The 26,198-nt window shown below is 60.1% G+C and carries 21 protein-coding genes, 1 pseudogene and 1 riboswitch; of the genes and pseudogenes, 15 read left to right on the forward strand and 7 right to left on the reverse strand.

Annotated elements, in window-relative coordinates:
- The 3 genes and pseudogenes from QK293_RS08045 to QK293_RS08055 all read left to right on the forward strand — a co-directional run.
- Positions 1-257 (forward strand): annotated as a pseudogene (locus QK293_RS08045) (hypothetical protein); the annotation flags it as partial.
- Between the two features lie 8 nt (positions 258-265).
- A complete protein-coding gene (locus tag QK293_RS08050; protein ID WP_282376649.1) occupies positions 266-1,222 on the forward strand; it encodes a hypothetical protein in 957 nt (318 codons plus the stop codon).
- Positions 1,223-1,724: 502 nt separating this feature from the next.
- Complete coding sequence (locus QK293_RS08055) at positions 1,725-2,018, forward strand: fructose-bisphosphate aldolase (RefSeq protein ID WP_282376650.1); 294 nt, start codon at positions 1,725-1,727, stop codon at positions 2,016-2,018.
- A 74-nt stretch (positions 2,019-2,092) separates the two neighbouring features.
- Here the strand turns inward: QK293_RS08055 and QK293_RS08060 are convergent, their stop codons facing one another.
- Positions 2,093-3,526 (reverse strand): TolC family outer membrane protein, encoded by a 1,434-nt coding sequence (locus tag QK293_RS08060; protein ID WP_282376651.1) that lies wholly within the window; start codon positions 3,524-3,526, stop codon positions 2,093-2,095.
- 193 nt (positions 3,527-3,719) lie between these two features.
- A riboswitch (TPP riboswitch) is annotated at positions 3,720-3,825 on the forward strand.
- Positions 3,826-3,988: 163 nt separating this feature from the next.
- Between QK293_RS08060 and thiC the strand changes: the two genes are divergently transcribed.
- Positions 3,989-5,878: a phosphomethylpyrimidine synthase ThiC gene (gene thiC, locus QK293_RS08065; RefSeq protein WP_282376652.1), complete on the forward strand. Its 1,890-nt coding sequence runs from the start codon at positions 3,989-3,991 to the stop codon at positions 5,876-5,878.
- A gap of 144 nt (positions 5,879-6,022) precedes the next feature.
- Complete coding sequence (cytX, locus tag QK293_RS08070; RefSeq protein WP_282376653.1) at positions 6,023-7,315, forward strand: putative hydroxymethylpyrimidine transporter CytX; 1,293 nt, start codon at positions 6,023-6,025, stop codon at positions 7,313-7,315.
- Here the strand turns inward: cytX and QK293_RS08075 are convergent.
- Positions 7,284-8,030: an RsiV family protein gene (locus QK293_RS08075; protein ID WP_282376654.1), complete on the reverse strand. Its 747-nt coding sequence runs from the start codon at positions 8,028-8,030 to the stop codon at positions 7,284-7,286. The two genes, cytX and QK293_RS08075, sit on opposite strands and share 32 nt — an antisense overlap.
- Positions 8,031-8,258: 228 nt before the next feature.
- Here QK293_RS08075 and QK293_RS08080 point away from each other — a divergent pair, with 228 nt between their 5' ends.
- The 9 genes from QK293_RS08080 (at position 8,259) to QK293_RS08120 (ending at position 17,630) form a co-directional block, all read left to right on the forward strand.
- Positions 8,259-8,876, forward strand: a complete 618-nt coding sequence (locus QK293_RS08080) for an NUDIX domain-containing protein (protein WP_282376655.1) — start codon at positions 8,259-8,261, stop codon at positions 8,874-8,876.
- Positions 8,867-9,319 (forward strand): DUF1249 domain-containing protein, encoded by a 453-nt coding sequence (locus tag QK293_RS08085; protein ID WP_282376656.1) that lies wholly within the window; start codon positions 8,867-8,869, stop codon positions 9,317-9,319. The genes QK293_RS08080 and QK293_RS08085 overlap by 10 nt, the downstream gene beginning before the upstream one ends.
- Before the next feature lie 105 nt (positions 9,320-9,424).
- The gene (cpdA, locus tag QK293_RS08090) at positions 9,425-10,240 is read left to right on the forward strand and encodes a 3',5'-cyclic-AMP phosphodiesterase (RefSeq protein ID WP_282376657.1); all 816 of its coding nucleotides are present in this window, start codon (positions 9,425-9,427) and stop codon (positions 10,238-10,240) included.
- Positions 10,241-10,386: 146 nt separating this feature from the next.
- Entirely contained in the window at positions 10,387-10,995 is a 609-nt protein-coding gene (locus QK293_RS08095) for a YqiA/YcfP family alpha/beta fold hydrolase (protein WP_282376658.1), read from the forward strand.
- Positions 10,996-11,050: 55 nt separating this feature from the next.
- Positions 11,051-12,955, forward strand: coding sequence for a DNA topoisomerase IV subunit B (parE, locus tag QK293_RS08100; RefSeq protein ID WP_282376659.1), 1,905 nt, complete (start codon positions 11,051-11,053; stop codon positions 12,953-12,955).
- The gene (locus tag QK293_RS08105) at positions 12,955-13,944 is read left to right on the forward strand and encodes an esterase-like activity of phytase family protein (protein ID WP_282376660.1); all 990 of its coding nucleotides are present in this window, start codon (positions 12,955-12,957) and stop codon (positions 13,942-13,944) included. Before parE ends, QK293_RS08105 begins: the two co-directional genes overlap by 1 nt.
- On the forward strand, positions 13,941-14,465 hold the full coding sequence (locus QK293_RS08110) for a TIGR02281 family clan AA aspartic protease (RefSeq protein WP_282376661.1): 525 nt from the start codon (positions 13,941-13,943) through the stop codon (positions 14,463-14,465). The genes QK293_RS08105 and QK293_RS08110 overlap by 4 nt, the downstream gene beginning before the upstream one ends.
- Positions 14,466-14,472: 7 nt before the next feature.
- On the forward strand, positions 14,473-16,740 hold the full coding sequence (gene parC / locus QK293_RS08115; RefSeq protein WP_282376662.1) for a DNA topoisomerase IV subunit A: 2,268 nt from the start codon (positions 14,473-14,475) through the stop codon (positions 16,738-16,740).
- A gap of 176 nt (positions 16,741-16,916) precedes the next feature.
- Positions 16,917-17,630, forward strand: a complete 714-nt coding sequence (locus QK293_RS08120) for an ABC-type transport auxiliary lipoprotein family protein (protein WP_282376663.1) — start codon at positions 16,917-16,919, stop codon at positions 17,628-17,630.
- Positions 17,631-17,876: 246 nt separating this feature from the next.
- On the opposite strand, the gene QK293_RS08125 is transcribed toward QK293_RS08120, so the two are convergent.
- The gene (locus QK293_RS08125; protein ID WP_282376664.1) at positions 17,877-19,409 is read right to left on the reverse strand and encodes an AhpA/YtjB family protein; all 1,533 of its coding nucleotides are present in this window, start codon (positions 19,407-19,409) and stop codon (positions 17,877-17,879) included.
- A 135-nt stretch (positions 19,410-19,544) separates the two neighbouring features.
- Here QK293_RS08125 and serB point away from each other — a divergent pair, with 135 nt between their 5' ends.
- Complete coding sequence (gene serB, locus QK293_RS08130; RefSeq protein ID WP_282376665.1) at positions 19,545-20,759, forward strand: phosphoserine phosphatase SerB; 1,215 nt, start codon at positions 19,545-19,547, stop codon at positions 20,757-20,759.
- 142 nt (positions 20,760-20,901) lie between these two features.
- On the opposite strand, the gene QK293_RS08135 is transcribed toward serB, so the two are convergent.
- The 4 genes from QK293_RS08135 to QK293_RS08150 form a co-directional block, all read right to left on the reverse strand.
- Positions 20,902-22,680 (reverse strand): molecular chaperone, encoded by a 1,779-nt coding sequence (locus QK293_RS08135; RefSeq protein ID WP_282376667.1) that lies wholly within the window; start codon positions 22,678-22,680, stop codon positions 20,902-20,904.
- A 117-nt stretch (positions 22,681-22,797) separates the two neighbouring features.
- Positions 22,798-23,658, reverse strand: coding sequence for an archaetidylserine decarboxylase (gene asd / locus QK293_RS08140; RefSeq protein WP_282376670.1), 861 nt, complete (start codon positions 23,656-23,658; stop codon positions 22,798-22,800).
- 18 nt (positions 23,659-23,676) lie between these two features.
- Positions 23,677-24,492 carry a rhodanese-like domain-containing protein gene (locus QK293_RS08145; protein WP_282376671.1) on the reverse strand — a complete coding sequence of 272 codons (816 nt, stop codon included), beginning with the start codon at positions 24,490-24,492 and terminating at the stop codon, positions 23,677-23,679.
- Positions 24,493-24,534: 42 nt separating this feature from the next.
- A complete protein-coding gene (locus QK293_RS08150; protein WP_282376672.1) occupies positions 24,535-26,073 on the reverse strand; it encodes an HDOD domain-containing protein in 1,539 nt (512 codons plus the stop codon).
- Between the last annotated feature and the right edge of the window lie 125 nt (positions 26,074-26,198).

Consider the following 26,198-nt stretch of genomic DNA (forward strand, 5'->3'; position numbering starts at 1 on the left):
GAGGTTGGCCTTTAACCATCTTGTGGGAAGGTTTCTGCGGGATCTTCATTTTCAACACGCTGCTGATCGACGTCCTTGAACGGTGGAAACTGAACCCGCCGCCAGACCTGTCCTATCCCGACATCATCGAATGGTCAAAACCATTACCCCCCGAGCAGTGGGCCAAACGCTCTCCAGAGCTGGAAGAAGCCATAGCCAAACGCGAGGCTGAACTGGCCGCACAGGCGGAACAAGCGTTGCTTATGGAACAGTCTTAGAAACTGTAATGTCTCAACTTCCCTCACTACCAACTCCCGGACACGGCGAACTACCGGACTACGACGTATGCCTCCCGGCGAACCTGCGTCCCGACGCCGATCGTTTGATTCGCTATCTGCACGAATTGCCGCATCGGCGAGTGAAGTACTGCCCCTGGTGTGGCAACACCAACGTGACCCTGCAAAATCATTCGGCTCTACAACGGCTCCCGCGTTACTACTGCGGTTCCTGTCGCAAGAGTTGCAACAGCTTGAGCGATTCGCCCTTTGCACACATGCGCCGGATGGACCTGTGGTCAACGTTTGCCGTGTACCTGCTGGCCGGGTGGTCCAGCGTCCAGATCGCGCCTCGTTTGGGGGTGAACCACAAGGTCTACTTCAGCTGGGGGCAGGCGGTTCGAGAGGTGATGGCTGAGGAGTGTCCTGATTTGCATCAGTGGTGGACGACACGCCATTACCGGGAAAACCTGCAACCACCCGACCACATTGCAGCGCAACAGCAAGCGGTCATCACTTGGATTGAAACGACGCTGAACGCACAGCTCGCGACGTGCCCAAGGTGTGGGGGAACGCGGACCTATCGAATTAAAGGCATTCGCCCGAAGTTCAAGTGCGATCCCTGCGTGACCTGCTTTTCCATTCTGTCCGGGACACCGCTGGTCGGGATGATTCGACCTGAACTCTGGGTCGATTTCGTGAAAGGGGTGATGGATGGCCAAAGTATTCCGGACCTTAAACGGCGCTCAGGGCTGGGCATGGGCGGCAGTACACGCTGGCGTGAGCAGTTTTTGTTGTTGATTGAAACGTTGGGGCACCCTGAACTGTTGCAATGGATCACCTGGATGCGCAGTCGTCGTAATAACGAAGCGGTCAGTTTTGTGCGTCAGGGTGGTCACCTGGACAAGGCAACGCGCTCTATTTATCCGCAAGGAACGCGTAAAGGCAGGTTTGTTTCCCAAAAGTAGGCGCCGCGAAGGCTGCGATCTTTTGATTTTTTTCATGTCTGCAATACGTGTAGGACTGCTCCCATTGTGGCGAGGGGACCTGCCCTCCTTGGGCTGCGAAGCAGCCCCAAACCCTGCCACCGCATTCCTGCTGACATACCGCACCGCCCGACTTACGACGGCTGCGCCGCCGAACGGGGCGGCCACTCCATCGCCACAATGACGTGCTTGGTCCTACACCCCGGTTGCAGCCGCCAAAGTCGCCGCTTATAGTTCGCCACGTCGCCGACAACAGTCAGCGATAGGGTTTCGCAGCCCTTACGATACGTGTAACCGAGCATCATAAAAGCAACGACGGTCGCATCAGCGCTCGTAGTCCGTTTTATGGTGGTTGTGTGTGGGAGACCTTCGGGTCTGCCGGGTTCCTCGTATCCTCGGTCTGCGAACCCGCACACAGCTACCACCCCATTCGTTTCGCAGCGAACGGAAGTAGCTCTTCTTTTAGATTCGAGGAGTTTTACTTATGCCAATGAATAACCCGCCACGCCGCTTCACCCCCATGTCCCAATTCGCCACCGACTACCCCGTCCTGCTCATCGACAGCGACGCCCCGCTACGCGAACTCCACAACTGCGTCAGCGAACGCCTCAATGCCGTCCTCAAATACTTGCATCTGATGGCCTGCACAAGCCTGCCGGACTACGCCGAGAACGACATTAACACCGTCACCAACATCGCTCGGATTATGGTCCAGGATATAAGCGATGTATTTCGGGTGATTGAGCAGCGCGGTTTTGAAACGCCCAAAAATCAGTAGCCAATTTTCAGCCATAAAAAACCCGCATTTCTGCGGGTTTCTTGATGCTGTTACAGCGCTGCGATCTTTTAGTTTTACGGCCGCGCTTTGAGCTGATCCGCCGCTGCCTTGGCCAGATCCGGTGGCAAAAAGTCTTTGTCCGGGTTGTAATCAGCCTTGAGATAACGCGCCAGGTCTTGCAAATCCCCCGGGTTCAAGGTACCGGCGGCCTGCTTCAAGCGCAGGTTGTCGAGGATGTAGTCGTAGCGCGTGTTGTTGTAGTCGCGCACCGAGGTGTAGAGCTGACGCTGTGCATCCAGCACGTCGACAATGTTTCGCGTGCCTACCTGATAACCGATTTCGGTCGCTTCCACGGCGCTCTGGTTGGAGATGATCGACTGCTTGCGCGCTTGCACCTGTTCGACGTCGGTGTTCACCGCGCGGTGCAGGTTGCGGGTGTTTTCTACCACTTGCCGACGCAGGGATTCGCGCTGTTGTTCGGTTTGATCCAGGCGTGAGTAAGACTCGCGAACCTGTGAAGTGGTCAGGCCGCCGCTGTAGATCGGGATACTCAATTGCAGGGCCAGCGTGCGTTGCTCGACGTTACCGCCGTAAGGCGTACCGAAGGCGTTCGGGTTGCTGAAACCCAGGGCGTCGTTGTCGCCCTTCTCGTATTTCGCCACGGCATCCAGGGTCGGTGCGTGACCGGCCTTGCGCTGCTTGAGGGTTTCTTCGGCGGCGCTGACGGCGTAGTTGCTGGCCAACAAATTCAGGTTCTGTTTGGCGGCGGTGTCGACCCAGGATTTGGCGTCGTTCGGTGCCGGCGGCAGAATCGGCAACGTGTGGACGATGCCCTGGAGCGAGTTGTACTGACGGTTGGTCAGGGTGATCAACGCTTCAAACGCATCATCGACCTGACGCTGCGCGACGATCCGGTTGGCTCGCGCGGTGTCGTAACTGGCTTGGGATTGCAGCACGTCGGTCTTGTCCGAGAGGCCGACGTCGAAGCGCTCGTTGGACTGGTCGAGCTGTCGCTTGAACGCCGCCTCTTCGGCCTTGGTCGAGGCCAGATTGTCCTGGCTGCGCAGCACGTTGAAGTAGCTTTCGGCCGTTTGCAGGATCAGGTTCTGCTCGGTCGCCGAGAGTTGCAGTGCAGCCTGTTCGTTGACGTCCTTGGCGGCCTGATACTGGAACCAGCGATCGGCCCGGAACAATGGCTGGGCCAGCGTCGCCTGATAGGAATGGGCGCTGCGACTGGCAACGGCCGAGGGCTGGTCGATCGAGGTGCGCACGTTGGCCACTTCGGCACCGCCGGAGAAGTTCGGCAGCAGCCCGGCGCGGGCCTGGGGCACGACTTCTTTCTGCGCGCCGTACTGAGCGCGAGCGGCAGCCAGGTCGGCGTTGTTGTCCACCGCTTCCTGGTAGACGCTGACCAGATCGGTTTTGGTCGATAAGGGCGCTTCTGCTGCCCAGGCCATTCCGTTGGACGCACAAGACACGGCAAGGGCCAGTGAGAGTTTGCGCAGCATGAGGCGATCCCTAAAAAATTACGCTGATAATTTGAGCGCCAAAGGTACGGCGCAGCGCCATACAGCGTCAAGGCGCGGCACAGCGTAGCGAGTGTAGTGGTGCGCGCGAACGGCAACAATCCGTTAATTGCGCCATTCATCATGGTGTTTACCGCGGTGTTGGCGTTCTTTGTCCGTTGTGTCTAGACTGGCCGGGTTCTTGTCGGGGTGCCTTGCTATGAGGCTGAGATCGAATAATTTCGGATCCCGTTGAACCTGATCAGGTTAGCGCCTGCGTAGGGAACAAGATTTCTCGTCACCCGGCGAGTCCTCTTGTGCTTCGTCCGGGATGTTGTTCGACAATCGAACACCCCTCGAGCACTGAGCACAGCACTGCTGGTTTCCCCAGCGCCCGTGCGTCCATTCGATGACAGGTTCACTCCGACAAAAATCCACTGCCTGGATGTGTCTGGAGAGCCCGTGATGACTACAAAACCAAAAATCGCAACCAACCTGAGTGACTCGGCCAAGGTCGATCAGCAATCGGTTCAGCCTTTTACTCGCTCGCAAAAAATCTATGTTCAGGGCACTCGCCCGGACATCCTCGTGCCGATGCGCGAAATCAGCCTTGATGTGACCCCGACCGACTTCGGCGGTGAGATCAATGCGCCGGTGGTTGTGTACGACACCTCGGGCCCGTACACCGACCCCAACGTCATCATCGACGTGCGCAAAGGCTTGGCCGATGTGCGTTCGCCCTGGATCGAATCCCGTGGCGACACCGAGCGTCTGCCGGGTCTGAGTTCCAACTTCGGCCAGGAACGTCTCGCCGATGCGGAGCTGACCAAGCTGCGTTTCGCTCACGTGAACAACCCGCGCCGGGCCAAGGCCGGTGCCAACGTCAGCCAGATGCACTACGCCCGCAAAGGCATCATCACCGCCGAGATGGAATACGTCGCCATCCGCGAAAACATGAAGCTTGAAGTGGCTCGCGCCGCCGGCCTGCTGGACCAGCAACATGCCGGTCACAGCTTCGGCGCCAGCGTGCCGAAAATCATCACCCCCGAATTCGTCCGTGAAGAGATCGCCCGCGGTCGCGCGATCATTCCGGCCAACATCAACCACACCGAACTGGAACCGATGATCATCGGCCGTAACTTCCTGGTGAAGATCAACGGCAACATCGGCAACAGTGCCTTGGGTTCGTCCATCGAAGAAGAAGTGGCGAAACTGACCTGGGGCATTCGCTGGGGTTCGGACACGGTCATGGACCTGTCCACCGGTAAACACATTCACGAAACCCGCGAGTGGATCATCCGCAACTCGCCAGTGCCGATCGGTACGGTGCCGATCTATCAGGCCCTGGAAAAAGTCGGCGGCGCTGCCGAAGACCTGACCTGGGAGCTGTTTCGCGACACGCTGATCGAACAGGCCGAGCAGGGCGTCGATTACTTCACCATTCACGCGGGCGTGTTGCTGCGCTACGTGCCGCTGACCGCCAAACGCGTGACCGGCATCGTTTCCCGTGGCGGTTCGATCATGGCCAAGTGGTGCCTGGCGCACCACAAAGAAAACTTCCTCTACACCCATTTCGAAGACATCTGCGAAATCATGAAGGCCTACGACGTCAGCTTCTCGCTGGGCGATGGCCTGCGTCCGGGCTCGATTGCCGACGCCAACGACGCCGCACAATTCGGTGAGCTGGAAACCCTCGGCGAGCTGACCAAGATCGCCTGGAAGCACGACGTGCAGTGCATGATCGAAGGCCCGGGCCACGTGCCGATGCAGTTGATCAAAGAGAACATGGACAAGCAGCTGGAATGCTGTGACGAGGCGCCGTTCTACACCCTCGGCCCGCTGACCACCGACATCGCGCCAGGCTACGACCACATCACCTCCGGCATCGGTGCGGCGATGATCGGCTGGTTCGGTTGCGCCATGCTGTGCTACGTGACGCCGAAGGAGCACTTGGGCCTGCCGAACAAAGATGACGTGAAGACCGGGATCATCACCTACAAGATCGCCGCGCACGCCGCCGATCTGGCGAAGGGGCATCCGGGTGCGCAGATCCGCGACAATGCCTTGAGCAAGGCGCGTTTCGAATTCCGCTGGGAAGATCAGTTCAACCTGGGCCTTGATCCGGACACCGCTCGTTCGTATCACGATGAGACCTTGCCGAAGGATTCGGCCAAGGTCGCGCATTTCTGCTCCATGTGCGGACCGAAATTCTGCTCGATGAAAATCACCCAGGAAGTCCGCGAATACGCGGCCAACCAACGGATCGAAACCGTCGACGCCGAAGTCGCCCAGGGATTGGCGGAACAGGCTGAGCGGTTCAAGCAGGAAGGCAGCCAGCTGTACAAGAAGGTTTGATCCCGTACTGATCGTTCCCACGCTCTGCGTGGGAATGCCTCTTGTGACGCTCTGCGTCACGCTTTGGGACGCGGAGCGTCCCGGGCTGCATTCCCACGCGGAGCGTGGGAACGATCACAACAAATGTCCCTCTGAGATAACACCTTGAGCATTCAACCCAGCACGTATTCCCCTGATATCGCGGTGCCCACCGACAAACGTGTCTTCGGTGGTCGCGATCTGTTTTCCCTGTGGTTCTCCCTCGGCATCGGCCTGATGGTCCTGCAGACCGGTGCATTGCTCGCGCCAGGTCTGGGTCTGTCCGGCTCGTTGCTGGCCATCTTCCTCGGCACCCTGGCTGGCGTTCTGTTGCTGGCTGCCGTTGGCGTGATCGGCAGCGACACCGGTCTGTCGTCGATGGCCGCGCTCAAACTCAGCCTCGGTGCAAAAGGCGCGAGCCTGCCGGCCGTGCTGAACCTGCTGCAACTGATCGGTTGGGGCTCGTTCGAAATCATTGTCATGCGCGACGCCGCCAGTCTGCTCGGCGCGCGGGCGTTCAGTGAAGGCAGTCTGCTGTCGAATCCGCTGCTCTGGACCGTGTTCTTTGGCGGTTTGGCAACCTTGCTGGCCGTCAGCGGCCCGCTGACGTTTGTGCGGCAGATCCTGCGCAAGTGGGGCATCTGGCTGCTGCTGGCCGCGTGCATCTGGCTGACCTGGAACCTGTTTGCCAAAGCCGATCTGGCCGCGTTGTGGGCGCAGGCCGGTGATGATTCGATGTCGTTCGCCGTGGGCTTCGACATTGCCATCGCTATGCCGCTGTCGTGGTTGCCGCTGATTGCCGACTACTCACGTTTCGGCAAGCGTGCGAAAAACGTGTTCGGCGGCACGGCGCTGGGCTTCTTTATCGGTAACTTCTGGCTGATGAGTCTCGGTGTGGCTTACACCCTGGCGTTTGCGCCGAGCGGTGAAGTGAATGCCTTGCTGTTGGCATTGGCCGGTGCCGGTTTGGGGATTCCGCTGCTGCTGATCCTGCTGGATGAGTCCGAAAAAGCGTTCGCTGACATTCACTCGGCGGCCGTTTCCAGCGGGATTCTGTTGCGCTTGAAAGTCGAGCATCTGGCGCTGGCCATCGGTGTGATCTGCATCCTGATCGCCTGTCTGGCGCCATTGGTCCAGTACCAGAACTTCCTGCTGTTGATCGGCTCGGTGTTTGCGCCGCTGTTCGGCGTGGTGTTGGTGGATCACTTCATCCTGCGTAAACGCAGTGCTCGCGTGGCGTCAGCCGCATTGCGCTGGCCGGCGCTGCTCGCCTGGTTGGGCGGCGTGAGCACCTATCATTTGCTGGCTAATCTGTATCCGGACATCGGTGCAACCCTGCCGTCACTGATTCTGGCAGGGCTGCTGCAGCTGGTGCTGGGTCGAGCCTTCAGTTACGGCCAGGAAACAGCTCGGGCTTGAGAATGCCGTTCAGGCGTGGGTAGGGGATTTTCAGTTCGATGTGGCCCAGCGCGTAAGGCGCGATGGTGCTGGTTTCGTACTTGAGGATCACCCCGCCGTAGGTCAGCGCCACGTTCTGGGTTTTCACGAAGGGCCAGTTCTTCACAAACTCCGGCTCCTGATCGAGCTTGGTGCTGATCAGCCAACTGTTGTGCGCCACCTGCGCGGCTTTCCAGAACGCCTCTTCCTGCCCAGGCACCAACATGTCCGACAGTGTCAGCACCTTGTGTTGCTGGCGTGAGTAGTTGATGAAGCTGCGGCCCGGCGTGCCATGCGCGCCGCCGGTGTCCAGGTAGCTGGAAAATTCGACGATCACCAAGCCGTCATGCTGCTCACGTACCTTGGCTTGCAGGTAGCTGCTGTAGCGCGGGCCGGCACTGCTCAAAAATTGCTCGCGATACGCTGCCAGCGTCGGCGCCACTGGGGCGTCGGGCGAGGTGCGGGTCATTTGCAGCAGGCGTTTTTCGAGGATGCCGTCCAACTGCGGTTCGTCTGGGAAGCGCAGCGTATCAATGTTTACCAACGGGCAATCAGGCGTGGTGCAGCCAGGTTTCAACTGTTCCGATGCATCGCGGGTGGTTTCCAGCGGCGCCCGGTAGTTGGGTTGGAACAAACTCTGGCACGCGCCCAGAGTCAGGGCGATTGCGGCCACGGAGGCGATTTTAAAAAGCGACATGGGCGTCCTTCATAAAACAGGGAAAGGCGAAAAGCTATCCGCTTCGACTCTCAACGAAGCAGTCAGTTCGCCACTAAGCTAATTAGAGTTGGTTTCGCCCTCACCGTCTATCCCGCTGACTGGAAAGGGGCTGCATCAAACGCCGTGGGCGCGTTAGGATGGCGCGAAGTCGAGGTTGCAAGTAACAAAAAGGAGCCTCGTAACGGATTTGCAGTAAAGAGGATTGTCATGACAGATTTTGCCAACGCCGTTCCGACCGCCGTTGAGATCGTTAGGCGCGAAAAGTGCTACGAGGGCTTCTACAAGCTCGATCGCGTGCACTTGCGCCACGAATTGTTCGCCGGTGGCATGAGTCGCGAGATCAATCGTGAAGTGTTTGTTCGCCACGATGCGGTGTGCGTACTGCCTTACGATCCGCAGCGTGACGAAGTGGTGTTGATCGAGCAGTTTCGCGTCGGCGCCATGGGCAAAATCGACAATCCATGGCTGATCGAACTGGTCGCTGGTCTGATCGACAAGGATGAAGAACCGGAAGCAGTTGCTCACCGCGAAGCGCAGGAGGAAGCTGGGCTTGTGTTCGGGGCGCTCTGGCCGATGACCCAGTATTTTCCATCGCCGGGCGGCAGCAATGAATTCGTGCATTTGTACCTGGGGCGCTGCGACAGTACCGGGGTCGGCGGCCTGCATGGGCTGGAGGAAGAGGCAGAAGATATCCGCGTCACGGTCTGGGCCTTTGAAGATGCCCTGCAGGCCGTACGCGACGGACGAATTGCCAACGCGGCCAGCATCATTGCTTTGCAATGGCTTGCTTTGAACCGCGCTGAAGTGAGGGGGTTATGGTCGTAAACAAACTGCGCGATCGCTATCGGGTCGACCTTGTGGGGTTGCAAGCCTCCTGCGAGGCCAACTACGCGCGCCTGATGCGACTGCTACCGGACATGCGCAACGAGCCGCAGGCGCGGCGCATTGCCGTGACCCACGGCGACCAGATGCTCGGCGTGTTGGCCCTCGAAGTGCTGCAGGTCTGTCCGTACACCACGACCCTGCAAGTGCGCCAGGAACACAGCCTGCCGTGGTTGCCGGTGCCGCAACTGGAAGTGCAGGTCTATCACGACGCGTGCATGGCCGAAGTGGTCAGCGCCGAACATGCGCGACGCTTTCGCGGCATCTATCCTTACCCGAATGCCTCAATGCATCAGCCGGACGAAAAGGCCCAGCTGAATATGTTCTTGGGCGAATGGCTGAGCCATTGTCTGGCCTGCGGACACGAGTACGCGGTTGTGCGGTAGCGGTAGATGTGAACTGCGTCAGGTTCACAGGTTTCCCCTTTTGATCGTCCCCCAGCATAATTGCGGCACTCATCCAATCCCGTGATTCAGCCCTGGGAGAACGCCTTGCCGAGCGTATCCACATTAACCACCGCCGATTCGGCGTTGCTGGTGCAACTCTCCGACAGTCATCTGTTTGCCGAGACGGACGGGACGTTGTTGGGCATGAATACGCGCAATAGTCTGCAAAAGGTCATCGAGCTGGTGCGGGTTCAGCAGCCGCAGATTGATCTGATCATCGCCAGCGGTGATTTGTCTCAGGACGGGACGCTGGAGTCGTATCAGCTGTTTCGCGACCTGACCCGGCAGCTCGATGCGTCGGCGCGCTGGATTCCCGGCAATCACGATGAGCCGCAGATCATGGCCGAAGCGGCTGTGCAGAGTGCGTTGCTGGAGCCGGTGGTGGATGTCGGTAACTGGCGCGTCACGTTGCTCGATTCGGCCGTGCCGGGTTCGGTGCCAGGGTATTTGCAGGATGAGCAGTTGCAGTTGCTGGCCCGTTCGTTGAGTGAGGCGCCGGAGCGGCATCATCTGGTGTGCTTCCATCATCATCCGGTGTCGATCGGGTGTGCGTGGATGGAGCCGATCGGGTTGCGAAATCCTGAGGCGTTGTTTGCGGTGCTGGACCGGTTTCCGCAGGTTCGCGCTATTTTGTGGGGGCATGTGCATCAAGAGATCGACCAGGTTCGCAATGGCGTGCGGTTGATCGCTTCGCCTTCGACCTGCATTCAGTTCGAACCGGGCAGTGATGATTTCAAGGTGAGTGAACAGGCGCCGGGGTATCGGTGGTTGCGGCTGTTGCCGGATGGGCAGATTGAAACGGGCGTGGAGCGCGTGATCGGGTTCGACTTTCAGGTTGATTACGGCTCCAACGGTTACTGACAAAGCCCTGTAGGAGCTGTCGAGTGCAACGAGGCTGCGATCCTTTGACTTTGTTTTAAAAGCAAGATCAAAAGATCGCAGCCTCGTTGCACTCGACAGCTCCTACAGTAAGCTGCGCTTCTTTACCCGACGCACAGGGAGCTCAAATGTCCGGTCCGATCCTTTATATCCACGGTTTCAACAGCGCGCCTTCGTCGAAAAAGGCGACTCAGCTGATCGAAGTGATGGAACGTCTGGGCTTGAGCGATCAGTTGCGCGTTCCGGCCTTGCATCACCATCCCCGCGAGGCCATCGGTCAGCTAAACAACGCGATTGAGGCGCTGGGGCGGCCACTGCTGGTCGGCAGCTCACTCGGCGGCTACTATGCGACTCACTTGGCCGAGCGCCATGGCCTCAAGGCCCTGTTGATCAACCCTGCCGTCAGCCCGCACCGGATGTTCGACGGGTTTCTGGGGACGCAGAAAAACCTGTATACCGATGAGGCCTGGGAATTGACCCACGACCATGTGGCGGCCCTGGCCGAGTTGGAAGTGCCGGCGCCCCAGGACCCGCAGCGGTATCAGGTGTGGTTGCAGACCGGCGACGAAACGCTGGACTACCGCCTCGCCCAGCAGTATTACCGGGCCTGTGCCTTGCGCATCCAGGCCGGCGGCGACCATAGTTTCCAGGGTTTTGCCGCGCAACTTCCGGCAATGCTGAGTTTTGCCGGCATCGGCGCAGATTTGTATCAGGTGATCGATTTCACTGCACTGTGAGTCGTCGCCTCTTTTTCACAGAACACTTTTTATAGAAGACGGACGACGAGACCCCATGGCCACTCCCAGCGCTAGCTCTTATAACGCAGACGCCATCGAAGTCCTCTCGGGCCTCGACCCGGTGCGCAAACGCCCCGGCATGTACACCGACACCAGTCGGCCGAACCACCTCGCCCAGGAAGTCATCGACAACAGCGTCGACGAAGCCTTGGCCGGGCATGCGACCTCGGTGCAGGTCATCCTGCACGCCGATCACTCCCTGGAAGTCAGCGATGACGGCCGCGGCATGCCGGTGGATATCCACGCCGAAGAAGGCGTTTCGGGCGTCGAGCTGATCCTCACCAAGCTCCATGCGGGCGGCAAGTTTTCCAACAAGAACTACCAGTTCTCCGGCGGTCTGCACGGGGTGGGTATTTCCGTGGTCAACGCCTTGTCGAACGAAGTCCGGGTGCGCGTCAAGCGTGACGGCAACGAATACCAGATGACCTTCGCCAACGGTTACAAGAAAACCGAGCTGGAAGTCATTGGCACCGTCGGCAAGCGCAACACCGGTACCAGCGTGTTCTTCGCGCCGGACCCGAAGTACTTCGATTCGCCGAAATTCTCCATCAGCCGCCTCAAGCACGTGCTCAAGGCCAAGGCCGTTCTGTGTCCCGGGCTGCTGGTCAGTTTTGAAGACAAGGCCACCGGCGAGAAAGTCGAATGGCATTACGAAGACGGCCTGCGTTCCTACCTGGTCGACGCGGTCAGCGAATTCGAACGCCTGCCGGACGAACCGTTTTGCGGCAGTCTGGCCGGTAATAAAGAAGCGGTCGATTGGGCGCTGTTGTGGTTGCCGGAAGGTGGCGACAGCGTGCAGGAAAGCTACGTCAACCTGATCCCGACGGCTCAGGGCGGTACCCATGTCAACGGTCTGCGTCAGGGCTTGCTCGACGCGATGCGCGAGTTCTGCGAATTCCGCAGCCTGCTGCCACGCGGCGTGAAACTGGCGCCGGAAGACGTCTGGGAGCGCATCGCTTTCGTTCTGTCGATGAAAATGCAAGAGCCGCAATTCTCCGGCCAGACCAAAGAGCGTCTGTCGTCCCGTGAGGCGGCCGCGTTCGTTTCCGGGGTAGTCAAGGACGCGTTCAGCCTGTGGCTCAACGCCCACCCTGAAACCGGCATGCTGCTGGCGGAACTGGCGATCAACAATGCCGGCCGCCGTTTGAAGGCCAGCAAAAAGGTTGAGCGCAAGCGCATCACCGCAGGGCCAGCGCTGCCGGGCAAACTCGCTGACTGCGCCGGGCAAGACCCAATGCGCTCTGAACTGTTCCTGGTCGAAGGTGATTCCGCCGGCGGTTCGGCCAAGCAGGCGCGGGACAAAGAGTTTCAAGCGATCCTGCCATTGCGTGGCAAGATTCTGAACACCTGGGAAGTCGACGGCAGCGAAGTGCTGGCCAGCCAGGAAGTGCACAACATCGCCGTGGCCATCGGTGTCGATCCAGGCTCGGCGGACATCGCCCAGCTGCGTTACGGCAAGATCTGCATCCTTGCCGACGCCGACTCCGATGGTCTGCACATCGCCACCTTGCTGTGCGCGTTGTTCGTCCAGCATTTCCGCCCGTTGGTGGATGCCGGTCACGTTTACGTCGCCATGCCGCCGCTGTACCGCATCGACTTGGGTAAAGAGATTTACTACGCCCTGGACGAAGCCGAACGCGATGGCATCCTCGATCGTCTGGTGGCCGAGAAGAAACGTGGCAAGCCGCAGGTCACACGATTCAAAGGTCTGGGTGAAATGAATCCGCCGCAGCTGCGCGAAACCACCATGGACCCGAACACTCGGCGTCTGGTGCAGCTGACGCTTGAAGATTACGACGCTACAGCTGAAATGATGGACATGCTGCTGGCGAAGAAACGCGCGGGTGATCGCAAATCCTGGCTGGAATCCAAAGGCAACCTGGCCGAGGTTCTTGGCTGATGCGGGTTGGCTTTGCCCTGGCGTGTGCGTTACTGCTGACCTCGGTGACGGCGTTTGCCGAACCGGTACCGGAACTGCGCTTGTTGTCCGAGCATCCCGTTGACGGTATGCGCGGCGGCAATTTGTCGGGGCTGGCCCAATGTGGCAAGGATATGTGGACGGTGTCCGATCGCGATGATGATCAGATTTACCGCCTCGATACCCGCGATACCGTCTGGCAGGCTGAAACCGTGGGCATCGGCGTACCTGCGGTGCCTGACAGCGATTTGCCCTGGGGGCTGCGTTCTCGGACCTGGGTGGCGTCGTTTGTCCGGGGCGGGGATCTGGATTTTGAAGGCATCGCCTGCGACAGCGCGGGTAATCGCTACATCGTCAGCGAATCCCATGCGGCGGTTCTGCAAGTGCCGCCCGTTGGGCCGACGTCCTGGCTGAAGATCTCGCCGATGCTGATCCGCGAAGCACGGGCCAGTGGCATGCTGTTGCACTTCAATGCGCTGTTCGAAGGCCTGGCAATTAATCCTGCGGGTGACCAGTTATGGTTGGCCGCCGAGCGTGAGCGCCGCGGTTTGTTGTTGATCAAACGCAAGCAAACGGTCTGGGATTGCGATGGCGGCTGTGTGTTGCTGAGCGAAGCCGGGATGGACATGCAGCCGGCGCAGTTTCCCAGCGCCAAAGCGGTCTCCCGGGATTTTTCCGATCTGTCATTGTTCAACGGCAAGCTGTTTACGCTTGAACGCAACGCCTTCGAAATATGTCGCCGCGACGTGGTAACGGCCAAGGTCGAGCGCTGTTGGTCGTTTGCCGACGAGGCGTTGCAGGAAAACCGCCGTTATCGACAAGCCTTTGGGCTGGTGGAAGCGTTGATCGTGGACGCCGACGGTGCCTGGATCGGTATCGACAACAACAACGGCACGCGTGCCGACGGCGAGAAACGTCCAATTGTCTGGCGCTTTGCCGCGCCTGAAGGTGGCTGGAGTGCCAAGCCATGAGTCAGCAGCCACCGGGCAAACGCGCCGGTCGGGTATTGATGGTGCTGGCCTGGTGCGCGGCGCTGTTTCTGGCCACACGGTTTTTCGGCCAGTGGGAAGCACATCAGCAGAACCCTAATGTCGTGGTCAGCTCGGAGCAGGGCGAAGATTTTATCGAAGTGAAACTGGCAAGCAACAATCAGGGGCACTTCGTCGCCAGCGGCCAGATCAACGGCCAGCCGGTGGATTTCATGCTCGATACCGGAGCGACCGACGTGTCAGTCCCGGCGGAAATGGCCGAACGGCTGAAACTGGAAAAAGGTTTCGGGGTGACCCTGAGCACGGCCAATGGGCTGACCCAGGGCTATCGAACCCGCATTGACCGGCTGCAACTGGGCGACATTGTGCTGCGTGATGTGCGCGCCCTCGTCGTGCCAGGCCTGGATGGCAAACAAGTGCTGCTCGGTATGAGCGCGCTGAACAAACTTGAATTTACCCAGCGCGGTGGCACCATGCTGCTGCGCCAGACAACGAACCAATGAGGCCCGCATGAGCGACTCCCTTGATCTCAGCCTGGACGGTGTAGAACGCCGGTCACTGGCTGACTTCACCGAAAATGCCTACCTCAACTACTCCATGTACGTGATCATGGACCGTGCCTTGCCGCATATCGGCGATGGCCTGAAACCGGTACAGCGACGCATCATCTATGCGATGAGCGAGTTGGGGCTGGACGCCGATTCCAAGCACAAGAAGTCGGCGCGTACCGTCGGTGACGTGCTCGGTAAGTTCCACCCGCACGGCGATTCGGCCTGCTACGAAGCCATGGTCCTGATGGCCCAGCCGTTCAGTTACCGCTACACGCTGGTTGACGGCCAGGGTAACTGGGGTGCGCCGGATGATCCCAAGTCCTTCGCCGCCATGCGTTACACCGAGGCGCGGTTGTCGCGTTATTCCGAAGTGCTGCTCAGCGAGCTGGGCCAGGGCACTGCGGACTGGGGCCCGAACTTCGACGGCACGCTCGACGAGCCGCTGGTGTTGCCGGCGCGTTTGCCGAACATCCTGCTCAACGGCACCACCGGCATCGCCGTGGGCATGGCCACCGACGTACCGCCACACAATCTGCGCGAAGTCGCGGCAGCGTGCGTGCGTTTGCTCGATGAGCCCAAAGCCACGGTCGAACAGCTCTGCGAACACATTCAGGGCCCGGATTACCCGACCGAAGCGGAAATCATCACGCCCCGCGCCGATCTGCTGAAAATGTACGAAACCGGCAAGGGTTCGGTGCGCATGCGCGCCGTGTACCACATTGAAGACGGCGACATCATCGTTACCGCGCTGCCGCATCAGGTCTCCGGTGCCAAGGTGCTGGAGCAGATCGCGGCCATGATGCAGGCCAAGCCGTCCAAGGCCCCACAGATCGCTGACCTGCGGGACGAATCCGACCACGAAAACCCGTGCCGGATCGTGATTATTCCGGGCGCACGCAAAAACTTTGACCACGATGCGCTGATGCAGCACCTGTTCGCCAGCACCGAGCTGGAGTCGAGCTATCGGGTCAACATCAACATCATCGGTCTGGACGGCAAGCCGCAGTTGAAAAACCTGCGTGCGTTGCTGGTGGAGTGGCTGGAGTTCCGCGTCAACACCGTGCGCCGCCGCCTGCAATTCCGCCTCGACAAGGTCGAGCGCCGCCTGCACCTGTTGGACGGTTTGTTGATCGCGTACCTCAACCTGGATGAAGTGATTCACATCATCCGTACCGAGGAACACCCGAAAGCGGCGCTGATCGCGCGTTTCGCCCTGAGCGAAATCCAGGCCGATTACATTCTTGACACCCGTTTGCGTCAGTTGGCGCGACTGGAAGAAATGAAGCTGCGTGCCGAGCAGGATGAACTGCTCAAGGAGCAGGCCAAGCTGCAAGCCCTGCTGGGTAGTGAAGCCAAGCTGAAAAAACTGGTACGCACCGAACTGATCAAGGACGCCGAAACCTACGGAGACGACCGTCGTTCACCCATCGTCGAGCGCACCGAATCCAAGGCCCTGACCGAGCATGATCTGCTGCCGAACGAGAAAGTGACCGTCGTCCTGTCGGAAAAAGGCTGGGTTCGTTCTGCCAAAGGGCACGAAATCGACGCCACCGGGCTTTCCTACAAGGCCGGGGATGGTTTCAAGGCCTTGGCGCCCGGTCGCTCCAACCAGTTTGCGGTGTTTATCGACTCCACCGGTCGCAGCTATTCCGTGGCCGCCCACACGTTGCCATCGGCCCGTGGCCAGGGCGAACCGCTGACCGGTCGTCTGACGCCGCCACCCGGGGCGAGCTTCGAATGCGTGCTGATGCCGGAAGACGATTCGCTGTATGTGATCGCGTCTGACGCCGGTTACGGGTTCGTGGTCAAGGGTGAAGACCTGCAAGCCAAGAACAAGGCGGGCAAGGCGTTGTTGAGCCTGCCGAACAATGCCAAGGTGATTCTGCCGCGGCCGGTGGCTGATCGTGAGCAAAACTGGCTGGCCTCGGTGACCACCGAAGGTCGCCTGCTGATCTTCAAGATCAGCGATCTGCCACAATTAGGTAAGGGCAAAGGCAACAAGATCATCGGGATCTCCGGTGAGCGTGTCGCCAGTCGCGAAGAATATGTCACGGACATCGCGGTACTGCCGGATGGCGCCACGTTGGTGCTGCAGGCCGGAAAACGTACCTTGTCACTGAAAGCAGACGACCTCGAACACTACAAAGGTGAACGTGGGCGTCGTGGTAACAAACTGCCACGTGGCTTTCAGAGGGTAGATGCGCTGCTCGTCGAAAACCTCAATTAAGCGTCCTAGAGCGCTCGATCTACGATTTAACGCGTAGATCGACACTTTGGCGCTGGAGTCGGAACGCATATTCACGGATGATATGGCCTTTCAAGCGCCGGCGTGGCCGAGCGTTCTTCATATTTATTGAGTATTTTCACTGTGGTTAGCCTTGTGGCAACCACCTGGATGGGACGATGACTGCTCTGCGCCTTCCTTTTATTTTGATGCTCGCTGGCGTTCTTGGCCTGGCGGGTTGCAGCGTTCACCAACCGGTGTCGCTGTATCAACTGGACAGTGGAAGCCCAGCTCAGCCTGCGCAAAGCGCGGGCATGGCTGTATTGCTGGGTCCGGTAACGGTGGCTGATTACCTGCAACGCGAAACGTTGTTGCAACGACAGCCGGATGGCAGCCTGCAAGCTTCGACTGATGGTCGCTGGGCGGGTAGCCTGTCGTCCGATATCGATCAGTTGTTGCTGCGTCAGGTAGCGGGGCATCTGGACAGCCAGCGCGTGGTGCTGGCGCCTGCGACAGTGGGCTTCACGCCGGATGTACAGGTTCTTCTGACGATTACTCGTCTGGACTCGGGTGAGGCGCAACCGGCGATCCTTGATGCGCAATGGCGTCTGATCGACCGTCGGGGCCAGGTTCGCGATAACCGCATCATTCATCTGCAGGAACAGCATGCCGGTGGAACGGCGGCTCAGGTTCAGGCTCAGGGTGTATTGCTGCAGCGTCTGGCCGGGCAACTGTCGACGGCGCTCAAGCCACTGGCCAATCAGCCACCGATCGCCGAAGCACCAAAAAAGCCGGCTACCAAGCCTGTCGCGCCTGCGGCGGAGCAGGGAAAACAACCGAAGATCCCGATGGCTTCGCCGATCCGGACCGATATGGAAGTGTTCAGGTTCTAATGCTTGGATTGATCCAAAGCAAAGCCCGCCATGTGCGGGCTTTGTTGTTTCTGCCGTTCGGTGATGATCGTTCCCACGCTCTGCGTGGGAATGCAGCCCGTGACGCTCTGCGTCACATCGGTGCCAGGCGGTGAGTTGAGGTGAGGCTGGAACGCGGAGCGTCCCTGGAGGCATTCCCACGCAGAGCGTGGGAACGATCAGCCCGCAGACGATCACTCGTGTGCGGGCTTCTTTATAACGAGGCGACTACGCCCGACGCTCATGCATCCGCGCCAGTTGTCGCTCGAGCATCGACGGATAAGGCTCCATCAGCCGCTCTACACAGCAAGCGCCTTCCGGGCTCGCGATCGGGCGGATCCGTGCGCGCTGGCGGATCAGCGCGTCGTCACCGATCTTGCGCTCCACCAGCAGCAGGTTGCGGCTGTGTTGCGACAGGGCCAGCGCATCCTGAGCGGTTTCGGTCAGCAGCAGATCAATCTGGCTCAAGCCGAACAGCTCGTCACCCAGGGTCAGGCCCAGCTGCAATTGCAGGGTGATGCCGCTGTCGGCGACTTCGATCTGCAGCTGATGGCCCAGCGCTCGCAACAACTCACCGCAGCAGATGGCGTTGGTCAGGTAGTCGTCGCCGCTGTCTTCGGTGTGGAACAGCATCAGCGTGCTTCCATCGTTAAGGGTGTGCAGTTCGCTCTGGTAGAGCGAGGCGGCCTGATCGAGGCAGTCGCGATAGCGTTTGAGCAATTCTTCCAGGCGTGTGCGGGGCAGGCGACGCAGCTGATCCTGAGCACCCAGTTGCACGGCCAGTACCGCGCTGTGCTGCGGAACGTTCGAGATCTGTGGTTTCGCTGCCGGCTTCGGCGCGCTGTTTGCCGAGTCATCACGCAGGTCGGCAAACGGATCTTCGTCATCCTCATCGTCTTCGACAGTACTGACAATTTGCCGTGGGGCTGGCTTGAGGCCTGCCACCGGTCGGGTTTCGTCAAAGCTTGGATCGCGCAGGTTACGCACTTCGAAGGCCGGATCGGCCTCGTCGCTGTCGTAATCGCTGTCATCGAACTCGGGTTCCGGCTCCGGTTCCGGCTCGGCCGGCTCCGGTGCGAAGTTGGCGTGCAGCTGGCGAGCCAGGTCACCGATCTCATCCTGACGCTCGGTGGCCGGGGTGTATTCGTCGATATTGCGCAGCCACACCCGCAATTGCAGCAGCGGTGTGGAGAGGTGCCGGCCCAGACGCAGGCTCAGTGCCAGGGACAGCGCCAGCAGAATCGCGCTCAAAATGCCCATGCTTTGCAGGCTGATGGTCATCGGCTGCTGGAACTGATCCATATCCAGGCTGATGCGCAGTTGCCCGGCGGTGACATCCTGGAACGTGATCTTGCTCTGGTACATGCCTTCGGCTTCGCTCAGCAGGCTGTGCTTGGGGCGCTGACCGGCTTCGGCGAGGATGCGGTTATCCACGCTGTAGATGGCGGCGTGGGCCACCAGCTTGTTTTTGGTCAGGTTGTTGAGCAACACGTTGAGGCTGAGGATGTCGTTGGACACCAACAGCTCCGTGGCGGACGTGGCGGTCTGCGTGGTCAGGCTCTCGCCCAGGGCATCGGCCTGCTCGTGCATGGCCTGCTTGAACTGCAAACCCATCACACAGGCATAGATCACCAGGGCCAGAGCGACCAGGATCACGTTATGGCTGGCGATGCGTAATGCAATCGGTACACGGCGGTGGCGCAGTGCACGGAAGATCAGCAGAAAGAAGTTATCGGTTTTTACTGGCGTGGGCCGGTTCACTTGAGCTCGGCTCTTTTGTCCGTGAAGTTGACGCGCAGTATAGCGACAGGCCCTAGACCGTCAAAGCGCTCACGGTGCCCGATGGCCACTGAAAGTGGGTAGAATGCGGTTTTTTTCCACCTGCGGGGGTGCGCCTTGCGCGAAATCGTCCTGATAAACATCACGGGAGTCGACCGTCCGGGTCTGACTGCGGCCATTACCGGTGTTCTGGCCCAGGGTGGTGTGAACATTCTCGACATTGGTCAGGCAGTGATCCACGACACCTTGTCGTTCGGCATCCTGGTTGAAATTCCTGACACCGAGCAAGGCAAGTCGGTGCTCAAGGACATCCTGTTTACGGCTTACAAGCTCGATCAGCAAGTGCGTTTCACGCCGGTGTCCGAAGAGGATTATCAGCAGTGGGTCGGCAATCAGGGCAAGAAACGCCACATCGTGACCCTGTTGACCCGCAAAGTGACCGCCGGGCAACTGCAGGCCGTGAGTTCGATCACCGCCAAATATGGCCTGAACATCGACCACATCGATCGTCTGTCCGGGCGCATGCCGCTGGACACTCCGGCCGATCAGGGCAAGGGCTGCATCGAGTTTTCCGTTCGTGGTGAAGCGGCTGATCCGCAAGCGCTGCGGGCCGAATTCCTCAGCGTCGCTCAAGAACTGAACGTCGACATCGCCTTCCAGGAAGATTCGCTGTTCCGCCGCAACCGTCGTCTGGCGGTGTTCGACATGGACTCGACGCTGATCGAAGCCGAAGTCATCGACGAACTGGCCAAGGCTGCCGGCGTGGGCGATCAGGTTTCTGCGATCACCGAACGGGCGATGTCCGGCGAATTGGACTTCCGCGCCAGCTTCAAGGAGCGCCTGGCCTTGCTCAAAGGGCTGGACGTCAGCGTGCTGGACTCGATCGGCGCCTCCCTGCGCCTGACCGAAGGCGCTGAAACCCTGTTCGCCGAACTCAAACGCCTGGGCTACAAGACGGCGATTCTGTCGGGCGGCTTCACCTACTTCGCCAAGCAACTGCAGGCCAAACTGGGTATCGACTATGTGTTCGCCAACGAACTGGAAGTGGTCGACGGCAAGGTCACCGGCGTGGCGGTCGAGCCGATTGTTGACGCGCAGCGCAAGGCCGATCTGCTGAAAGAACTGGCGCACAAGGAAGGCTTGCGTCTGGAGCAGACCATCGCCGTTGGCGACGGTGCCAACGATTTGCCGATGCTGGCGATTGCCGGGTTGGGCGTGGCGTTCCGTGCCAAGCCGCTGGTGAAGCAGTCGGCGAAGCAGGCAATTTCCACCCTTGGGCTGGATGGCGTGCTGTATCTGCTGGGATTCCGGGATCGTGACGGGCAACTCTGAAATCTGGGCTGCCTGATCGGGCCCATCGCGGGCAAGCCTTGCTCCTACAGGTCGGCGGTGAAGCGCATTTTTGTGTTCACCGCCGACCTGTAGGAGCAAGGCTTGCCCGCGATGGCTTCACCTCCGGTCTGCCGCCTGCCCCTCAAAGCGATTTCCACAACGAATCAAAATTCTCCTCAGCGCCGCTCACTGCGGCGTTGTCGTTTTTGGCTGTCTCCAGGGGACGGTAGGCGAACTGATTGAAGCTGTTGGTGCTCGACACCCGCCGATCCAGCCCGACCCTGCGTTCGTCGCCGTTGGTGTTGATCATGATCTTGTTGCCCTCCTGAAAGGGCAGGCGCGGCGCGAGCAAAGTGGCGGGCAGGTCGATGGCGCTGATTTGCGGCAGCAACAGACCGCGCAGGTATTGGCTGTGGTCATCACGGGTGCGCACCAGTTGCAGGCCGCAGGGCTCGGCGAAGGGCGCAACCTGCTCGATGCCCATCTGCGTGCCACCGCCGCGCACCTGGCGGATCCAGCGCACCACCGCGATGCTCCAACCCTGGCCGGCAGCGTCCTCGATGCCGACCATCTCCCCCGCCTGTAACTCGGCAGGCACCGCGCCGGGCCAAGCCAGGCAATAACCGCCGGGGCTGTGATTGATCACTGACAGGACGTGGGTCGGGAAGTGCTGATTGCGGTCGGATGCCTCGTGGCTGTCGTCGTTCAGCAGCTGCGGGTATTCGATCTCTTCGTAGGGCAGCAGAGCGTCCGCAGTGCCTTGGGGCGCGGCGTCGAAGGCTTGGTGCCATGGGTCCTTTTCCCTGCCTGTGACAGGCGTCGCCGAAAATTGTGCAAGCCGGGCACCAGGGTTTTTCAAGATGTCGCTGAATGAGCGTTGCCCACCCAGATAAAAATGCAGCGCGCTCATGCCCACGCACAAGGTCAAAGTACCTTGGCCGACGGTACGCTGGAAGCTGCGCTCGGCAGCCTGGCCCCACGCAGCGCTGAGGTGTTGCAACGTGTCGAGGCTCAGTTCCGACGGTACGGGTAGCGGCGATGAGCTGTCGGTTTTTTGCAAATAGCCTTCGATGGCCGCGACCAGAGGCTGCGGATCGATTCCCAGCAAACGCTCCTGCTGCTCGGCCCGGAACTTGGTGCGGTAACGCGGCCCGGAGTCGAGGTCGGGCGCGACGGCAAACAGACCGATGGACGGGTTGCCGGGTTGCAGCTTGATCCATTGGCTCCAAGGCTCAAGCACCTCGGCCACTCGGGCAATCTGGTTCTGACGCAGTTGATTGCAACGCGAGGCGCCCAGCAGCAAGGCGACCACGTAAGTCTGTTCGATGCTCAGGTTTTGCGTCTGGCTGGCCAACTCATCGCGCAGGCTCAAATGCTGGAGCCGGTGTGCGCAGGCGATCCGGTAGAGCTGATGCAGCTCCAGCCACAGGCCTTCCGGCACCGGGCAATAGAGTTTAGTCGAGCGAATCAGCGGCCCGTTCAGGCAATGGATCGCTCGTTGCAGCGCTTGGGTCAGCAGCGGCGCACGGTCCTTGCTGAACTTCGGTGTGATGCGCACGACAATCTGTTTGTAACCAATGGCCAAGTGACTTTGCAGCGCCTGGCAGAGGTTGGCGATCTTGCGGGAACGCTCGTCGAGGACAATCGACTGATGCAGGAAATGCTGCTCAAGGTGTTTGCAGACGTAATACACCTCGGGCCGCAGCAGTTCGAGCAATTGCAGGCGATTGTCGCTGGGCGTGAGCAGTTGGTTGAGTTCGCTCAAGCCTTGATACAGCTGGCGGGCGGTTTCGCCGATGTTGGCTTTGGGCAGATTGGCGATCCAACGCTTGAGATCGCGCGGGGTGGCTTCACAGAACGACAGGCGCGCCTGTATCGGGATGGGCGCGCGCAGCAGCAGGTGGGGGCTGGTCTCATTCATGCCGTGGAAAAACTCCAACCGGGAAAGGGGCAGTGAATGACCTGACTGTAGCAGTTATAACTAAGGGAGGGGTGTGGTCTGCCCCCTCGAACCCGGTCGAGGGGGCAAATCAGAAAATCAGGTTTTTGGCAGGCCCATGCCGTGGCCCATCTGCACCGGCGAACCGGCCGTCAGTTCTTCAGCCCACTTCACTTGATCAGGCCCGAACAACACGACAGCGGTCGAACCCAGTTTGAACCGGCCCAGTTCTGCACCTTTCTCCAAATGGATTGGCGCACGGGCAGCTTCGTCGTAGCGGAAGGTTTTCAGCTCGCGTTTTGGCGGCGTGACCAGCCCGGCCCAAACGGTTTCGATCGACGCCACGATCATTGCGCCCACCAGCACCACGGCCATCGGCCCGCGTTCGGTGTCGAAAATGCATGCCACACGCTCGTTGCGGGCGAACAGTTCCGGAACGTTTTCGGCGGTGGTCTGGTTGACCGAGAAGATCCGGCCCGGGATGTAGACCATCTCGCGCAGGGTGCCGGCCAGCGGCATGTGCACGCGGTGGTAGTCCTTCGGTGACAGATAAATAGTCGCGAAATCACCGCCCATGAACGGCGCTGCGTTGTCCGCGTCGCCGCCCAGCAATTCCAGCACGCTGAAGCTGTGGCCCTTGGCCTGGAACACACGACCGTGTTCGATCGGGCCGAGTTGGCTGACCGCGCCGTCGGCCGGGCTGAGGATCGCGCCTGGCGTCTCGTCCAGCGGGCGAGCGCCGTCCTTCAAGGCACGAGTGAAGAACGCATTGAAGTGCTCGTAGGCGGTCAGGTCTTCGACCAGCGCCTGCGACATGTCCACCTGATAACGCTTGGCGAACCAGGCGGTGAAGGCATTCTTGAACCAGCGCACGCGGCATTCGGCAATGCACCCGGCCAGTCGCGACAGCAGGTGATGGGGCAGCAGGTATTGGCTGAGGATAAACAAACGCTTATTCATTAACTGTCCTTAAAAACCTTAAATCTCTACGGGCGTATCGGGGTGGTTGCCCCATTCGCCCCAGGAACCGGCGTAGCCTTTGACCCGCGGATAACCGAGAGCCTTGGCCACCAGATAGGTGAAGCCAGAACGATGGTGAGTCTGGCAGTGGGTAATGACTTCTTTGTCTTTACTGATCCCGAGTTTTTCCAGGATCTGCGGCATGTCGGTGCGGATGCGCAGGTGGCGCGACTGATCCATGCCCGCGGTCCATTCGAAATTGACCGCGCCGGGAATGTGCCCGGCCTTGGCCGCCAGGACTTTCTCGCCGGAGTACTCCAGCGGCCCGCGTGCGTCCCAGATTGCCAGGTCGGCGGCACCGAGACGGCTTTGCAGGTATTCGCGGGTGGCGGTGGGTTCGTCGTGCAGGGTCAACGCAACCGCGCCGCCGACCGGCGCCGGGATCTGGATCGACATTGGCAAACCTTCAGCCAGCCAGGCCGTCAGGCCGCCGTCGACATAGTGGTAGTGGCTGTGGCCGATGACATCCAGAAGCCAGATAAAGCGACCGGCCCAGCCACCGCCCTCGTCGTCATAGACGACGTAGACCGCGTCCTTGTTGTGGCCCAGTTCGCCGAACAACGCTTCGAGTGCCGCTTGCGGCGGCATCAGTCCCGGCGCAGGCGCCTGACCGAGTTGCGTGCGTTTCGGATCGACAAAACGCGCGCCGGGGATATGCCCTGCGGCATAGCGGGCGCTGCTGGTCAGGTCCACCAAAATCAGTTCGCGGGCGTCGAGACGGGCGAGCAAGTCGCTCGGCTCAATGACCAGCGCCAAGCCAGAGAAGTCAGACATGTGAGGTCTCCAGAGCACAAAGGGGGGGATTGTAGCGCAGCCTTATTGGCCACGGGAGCTAAAGCTGTGCAGCGCTTTCTCGATGCACTGCGCGGTTTTGCCGAAGGCTTGCACGGTGATTTCCGAGAACGGCCCGCCACCCTGATCCGCCGCCACAATCATGATGACCCGGCCGTTATTGACCAGTGAGCGTAGCAGCAGGTGTTCGCCGCCGAACTGCGAGCGCAGGCTGGCCGGTAACAGGGCGGAAAATTGTGCGTTGTTGGCCGGCGTCAGGCGTACCTGGGCCTGCTGCGAGAGAAGGCGTTGCAGCACGGTGCTCTGGCTGACGACGAAGTTCAGACCGGCCACTTCTTTTGGCAGCCCGGCCGTCTGGTGCACTCGCAGATTGGCGTGAGTGCGGTCGGCCATCAGGATCATCACCCGACGCATGCCGCACGCGACCAAAGCGTCCCGGGCAGACGTGGTCAGGTGCATGGCGTTGGTGAAGCGGCTGGGTTCGACCAGCAACTCGGCACACTGTCTGCGCCATTTCGCCAGGTCTTCGGCAGTCGGTGCCGGGGCTGGCAGCAATCCGGCGTGAACGCGGTTCATGCCCCACGGCCAGATCAGTGAAACGGCCGGGTGCCAAAGGTCTGGCATCGCATGATGACGGGCGCTGTTGGCGGCTTGTTGGTGCAACTGCTGCTGCACTTCGTCCATCGGCATTTGCAGGTAAAGGCTGGTCAGGTATTGCCAGCGTTCACTGTGAGGGCTGTCCCAGGCGTGTTGTGCCGACAGCGCCAGACCGTTGGCCAGCAGCACCGTATTGGCCGGTTGATTGAGCCAGCGGCGCAGGGTCGGATCGTCATCGAGGCGGTTCTGCTGGCGCAGTGGATGATCACTGTCACGCGCGATGCGCAGCACTTTCACCAGCTCACGCTGCTCGTTGAGCAACAGCCGATAACCCTGCTGCACCCAGATCGGCAGGCGCCAGATGTCCACGAGCGCCAGACAGATTTCCAGCAGGCGTGCGCCGAACAATTGCTTCTCGACTTTGTGCGCCGACTCGCCTTTATGGATGACCCGCAGCTCCCATTCTTCGAGCAGCTGCGGATGGGTCAACGCCATCGGCCACAGCGGCGAGAGAAACAGCAGGCTGCCCCAGTGAATGTCCTGCCACAGCCGGGCCAGGCGACTGGCAAAAAAACCGTTGGCCTGTTGAGTCGCGTGCTGGCTGATCAGCTGCAACTGACGCAGGGCAACCGGGATATCGGACTGAGGTTCGGCGGGCAGGCGGGCGAGCAGCTCTTCGGTGCGCTTCAAACCGAGGCGATTGATTGCCACCTCAAGGTTTTCTGCGGGCTCGGTCATGCTGCCATGGGTGTGGCGGTTGGCTTCGCGAATCACACTCAGCGCCAGCGCCGGGCTGTCCTGTATCAGTTCCGCGATATCGCGCAGGGAGCTGCGACTGTTGGCGATGGCCTTGCAGACACGGTCGTGACTGGCTTGCGGAACGGGCAGGCGCACGCCATCGAGAAGCTTGACCCAGCCTTCAAGAGTGGTCGGTTTTGGAGTTGGAACGTTCGTTTCGTTAGCCATGGTTGGACGCGATCATCGTCTGCATTACCTATGCCCGGATCGGGCCAAATTGGCTTTTCGCCTGAACTGGCTATAGTCTGGCGCAGTTTTGCCGATAAGTAGAAGAAGAGATTTTTTAACTTCCG

The organism is Pseudomonas sp. AL03, assembly GCF_029960815.1.
Classification (GTDB): Bacteria; Pseudomonadota; Gammaproteobacteria; order Pseudomonadales; family Pseudomonadaceae; genus Aquipseudomonas.

Bases quoted from the DNA above. Each gene is read 5' to 3' on its own strand.
- QK293_RS08050 (WP_282376649.1), top strand. From the start codon at position 266: ATGTCTCAACTTCCCTCACTACCAACTCCCGGACACGGCGAACTACCG.
- QK293_RS08055 (WP_282376650.1), top strand. From the start codon at position 1,725: ATGCCAATGAATAACCCGCCACGCCGCTTCACCCCCATGTCCCAATTC.
- QK293_RS08060 (WP_282376651.1), bottom strand. From the start codon at position 3,526: ATGCTGCGCAAACTCTCACTGGCCCTTGCCGTGTCTTGTGCGTCCAAC.
- thiC (WP_282376652.1), top strand. From the start codon at position 3,989: ATGACTACAAAACCAAAAATCGCAACCAACCTGAGTGACTCGGCCAAG.
- QK293_RS08075 (WP_282376654.1), bottom strand. From the start codon at position 8,030: ATGTCGCTTTTTAAAATCGCCTCCGTGGCCGCAATCGCCCTGACTCTG.
- QK293_RS08080 (WP_282376655.1), top strand. From the start codon at position 8,259: ATGACAGATTTTGCCAACGCCGTTCCGACCGCCGTTGAGATCGTTAGG.
- QK293_RS08085 (WP_282376656.1), top strand. From the start codon at position 8,867: ATGGTCGTAAACAAACTGCGCGATCGCTATCGGGTCGACCTTGTGGGG.
- QK293_RS08095 (WP_282376658.1), top strand. From the start codon at position 10,387: ATGTCCGGTCCGATCCTTTATATCCACGGTTTCAACAGCGCGCCTTCG.
- parE (WP_282376659.1), top strand. From the start codon at position 11,051: ATGGCCACTCCCAGCGCTAGCTCTTATAACGCAGACGCCATCGAAGTC.
- QK293_RS08105 (WP_282376660.1), top strand. From the start codon at position 12,955: ATGCGGGTTGGCTTTGCCCTGGCGTGTGCGTTACTGCTGACCTCGGTG.
- QK293_RS08110 (WP_282376661.1), top strand. From the start codon at position 13,941: ATGAGTCAGCAGCCACCGGGCAAACGCGCCGGTCGGGTATTGATGGTG.
- parC (WP_282376662.1), top strand. From the start codon at position 14,473: ATGAGCGACTCCCTTGATCTCAGCCTGGACGGTGTAGAACGCCGGTCA.
- QK293_RS08120 (WP_282376663.1), top strand. From the start codon at position 16,917: ATGACTGCTCTGCGCCTTCCTTTTATTTTGATGCTCGCTGGCGTTCTT.
- QK293_RS08135 (WP_282376667.1), bottom strand. From the start codon at position 22,680: ATGAATGAGACCAGCCCCCACCTGCTGCTGCGCGCGCCCATCCCGATA.
- asd (WP_282376670.1), bottom strand. From the start codon at position 23,658: ATGAATAAGCGTTTGTTTATCCTCAGCCAATACCTGCTGCCCCATCAC.
- QK293_RS08145 (WP_282376671.1), bottom strand. From the start codon at position 24,492: ATGTCTGACTTCTCTGGCTTGGCGCTGGTCATTGAGCCGAGCGACTTG.
- QK293_RS08150 (WP_282376672.1), bottom strand. From the start codon at position 26,073: ATGGCTAACGAAACGAACGTTCCAACTCCAAAACCGACCACTCTTGAA.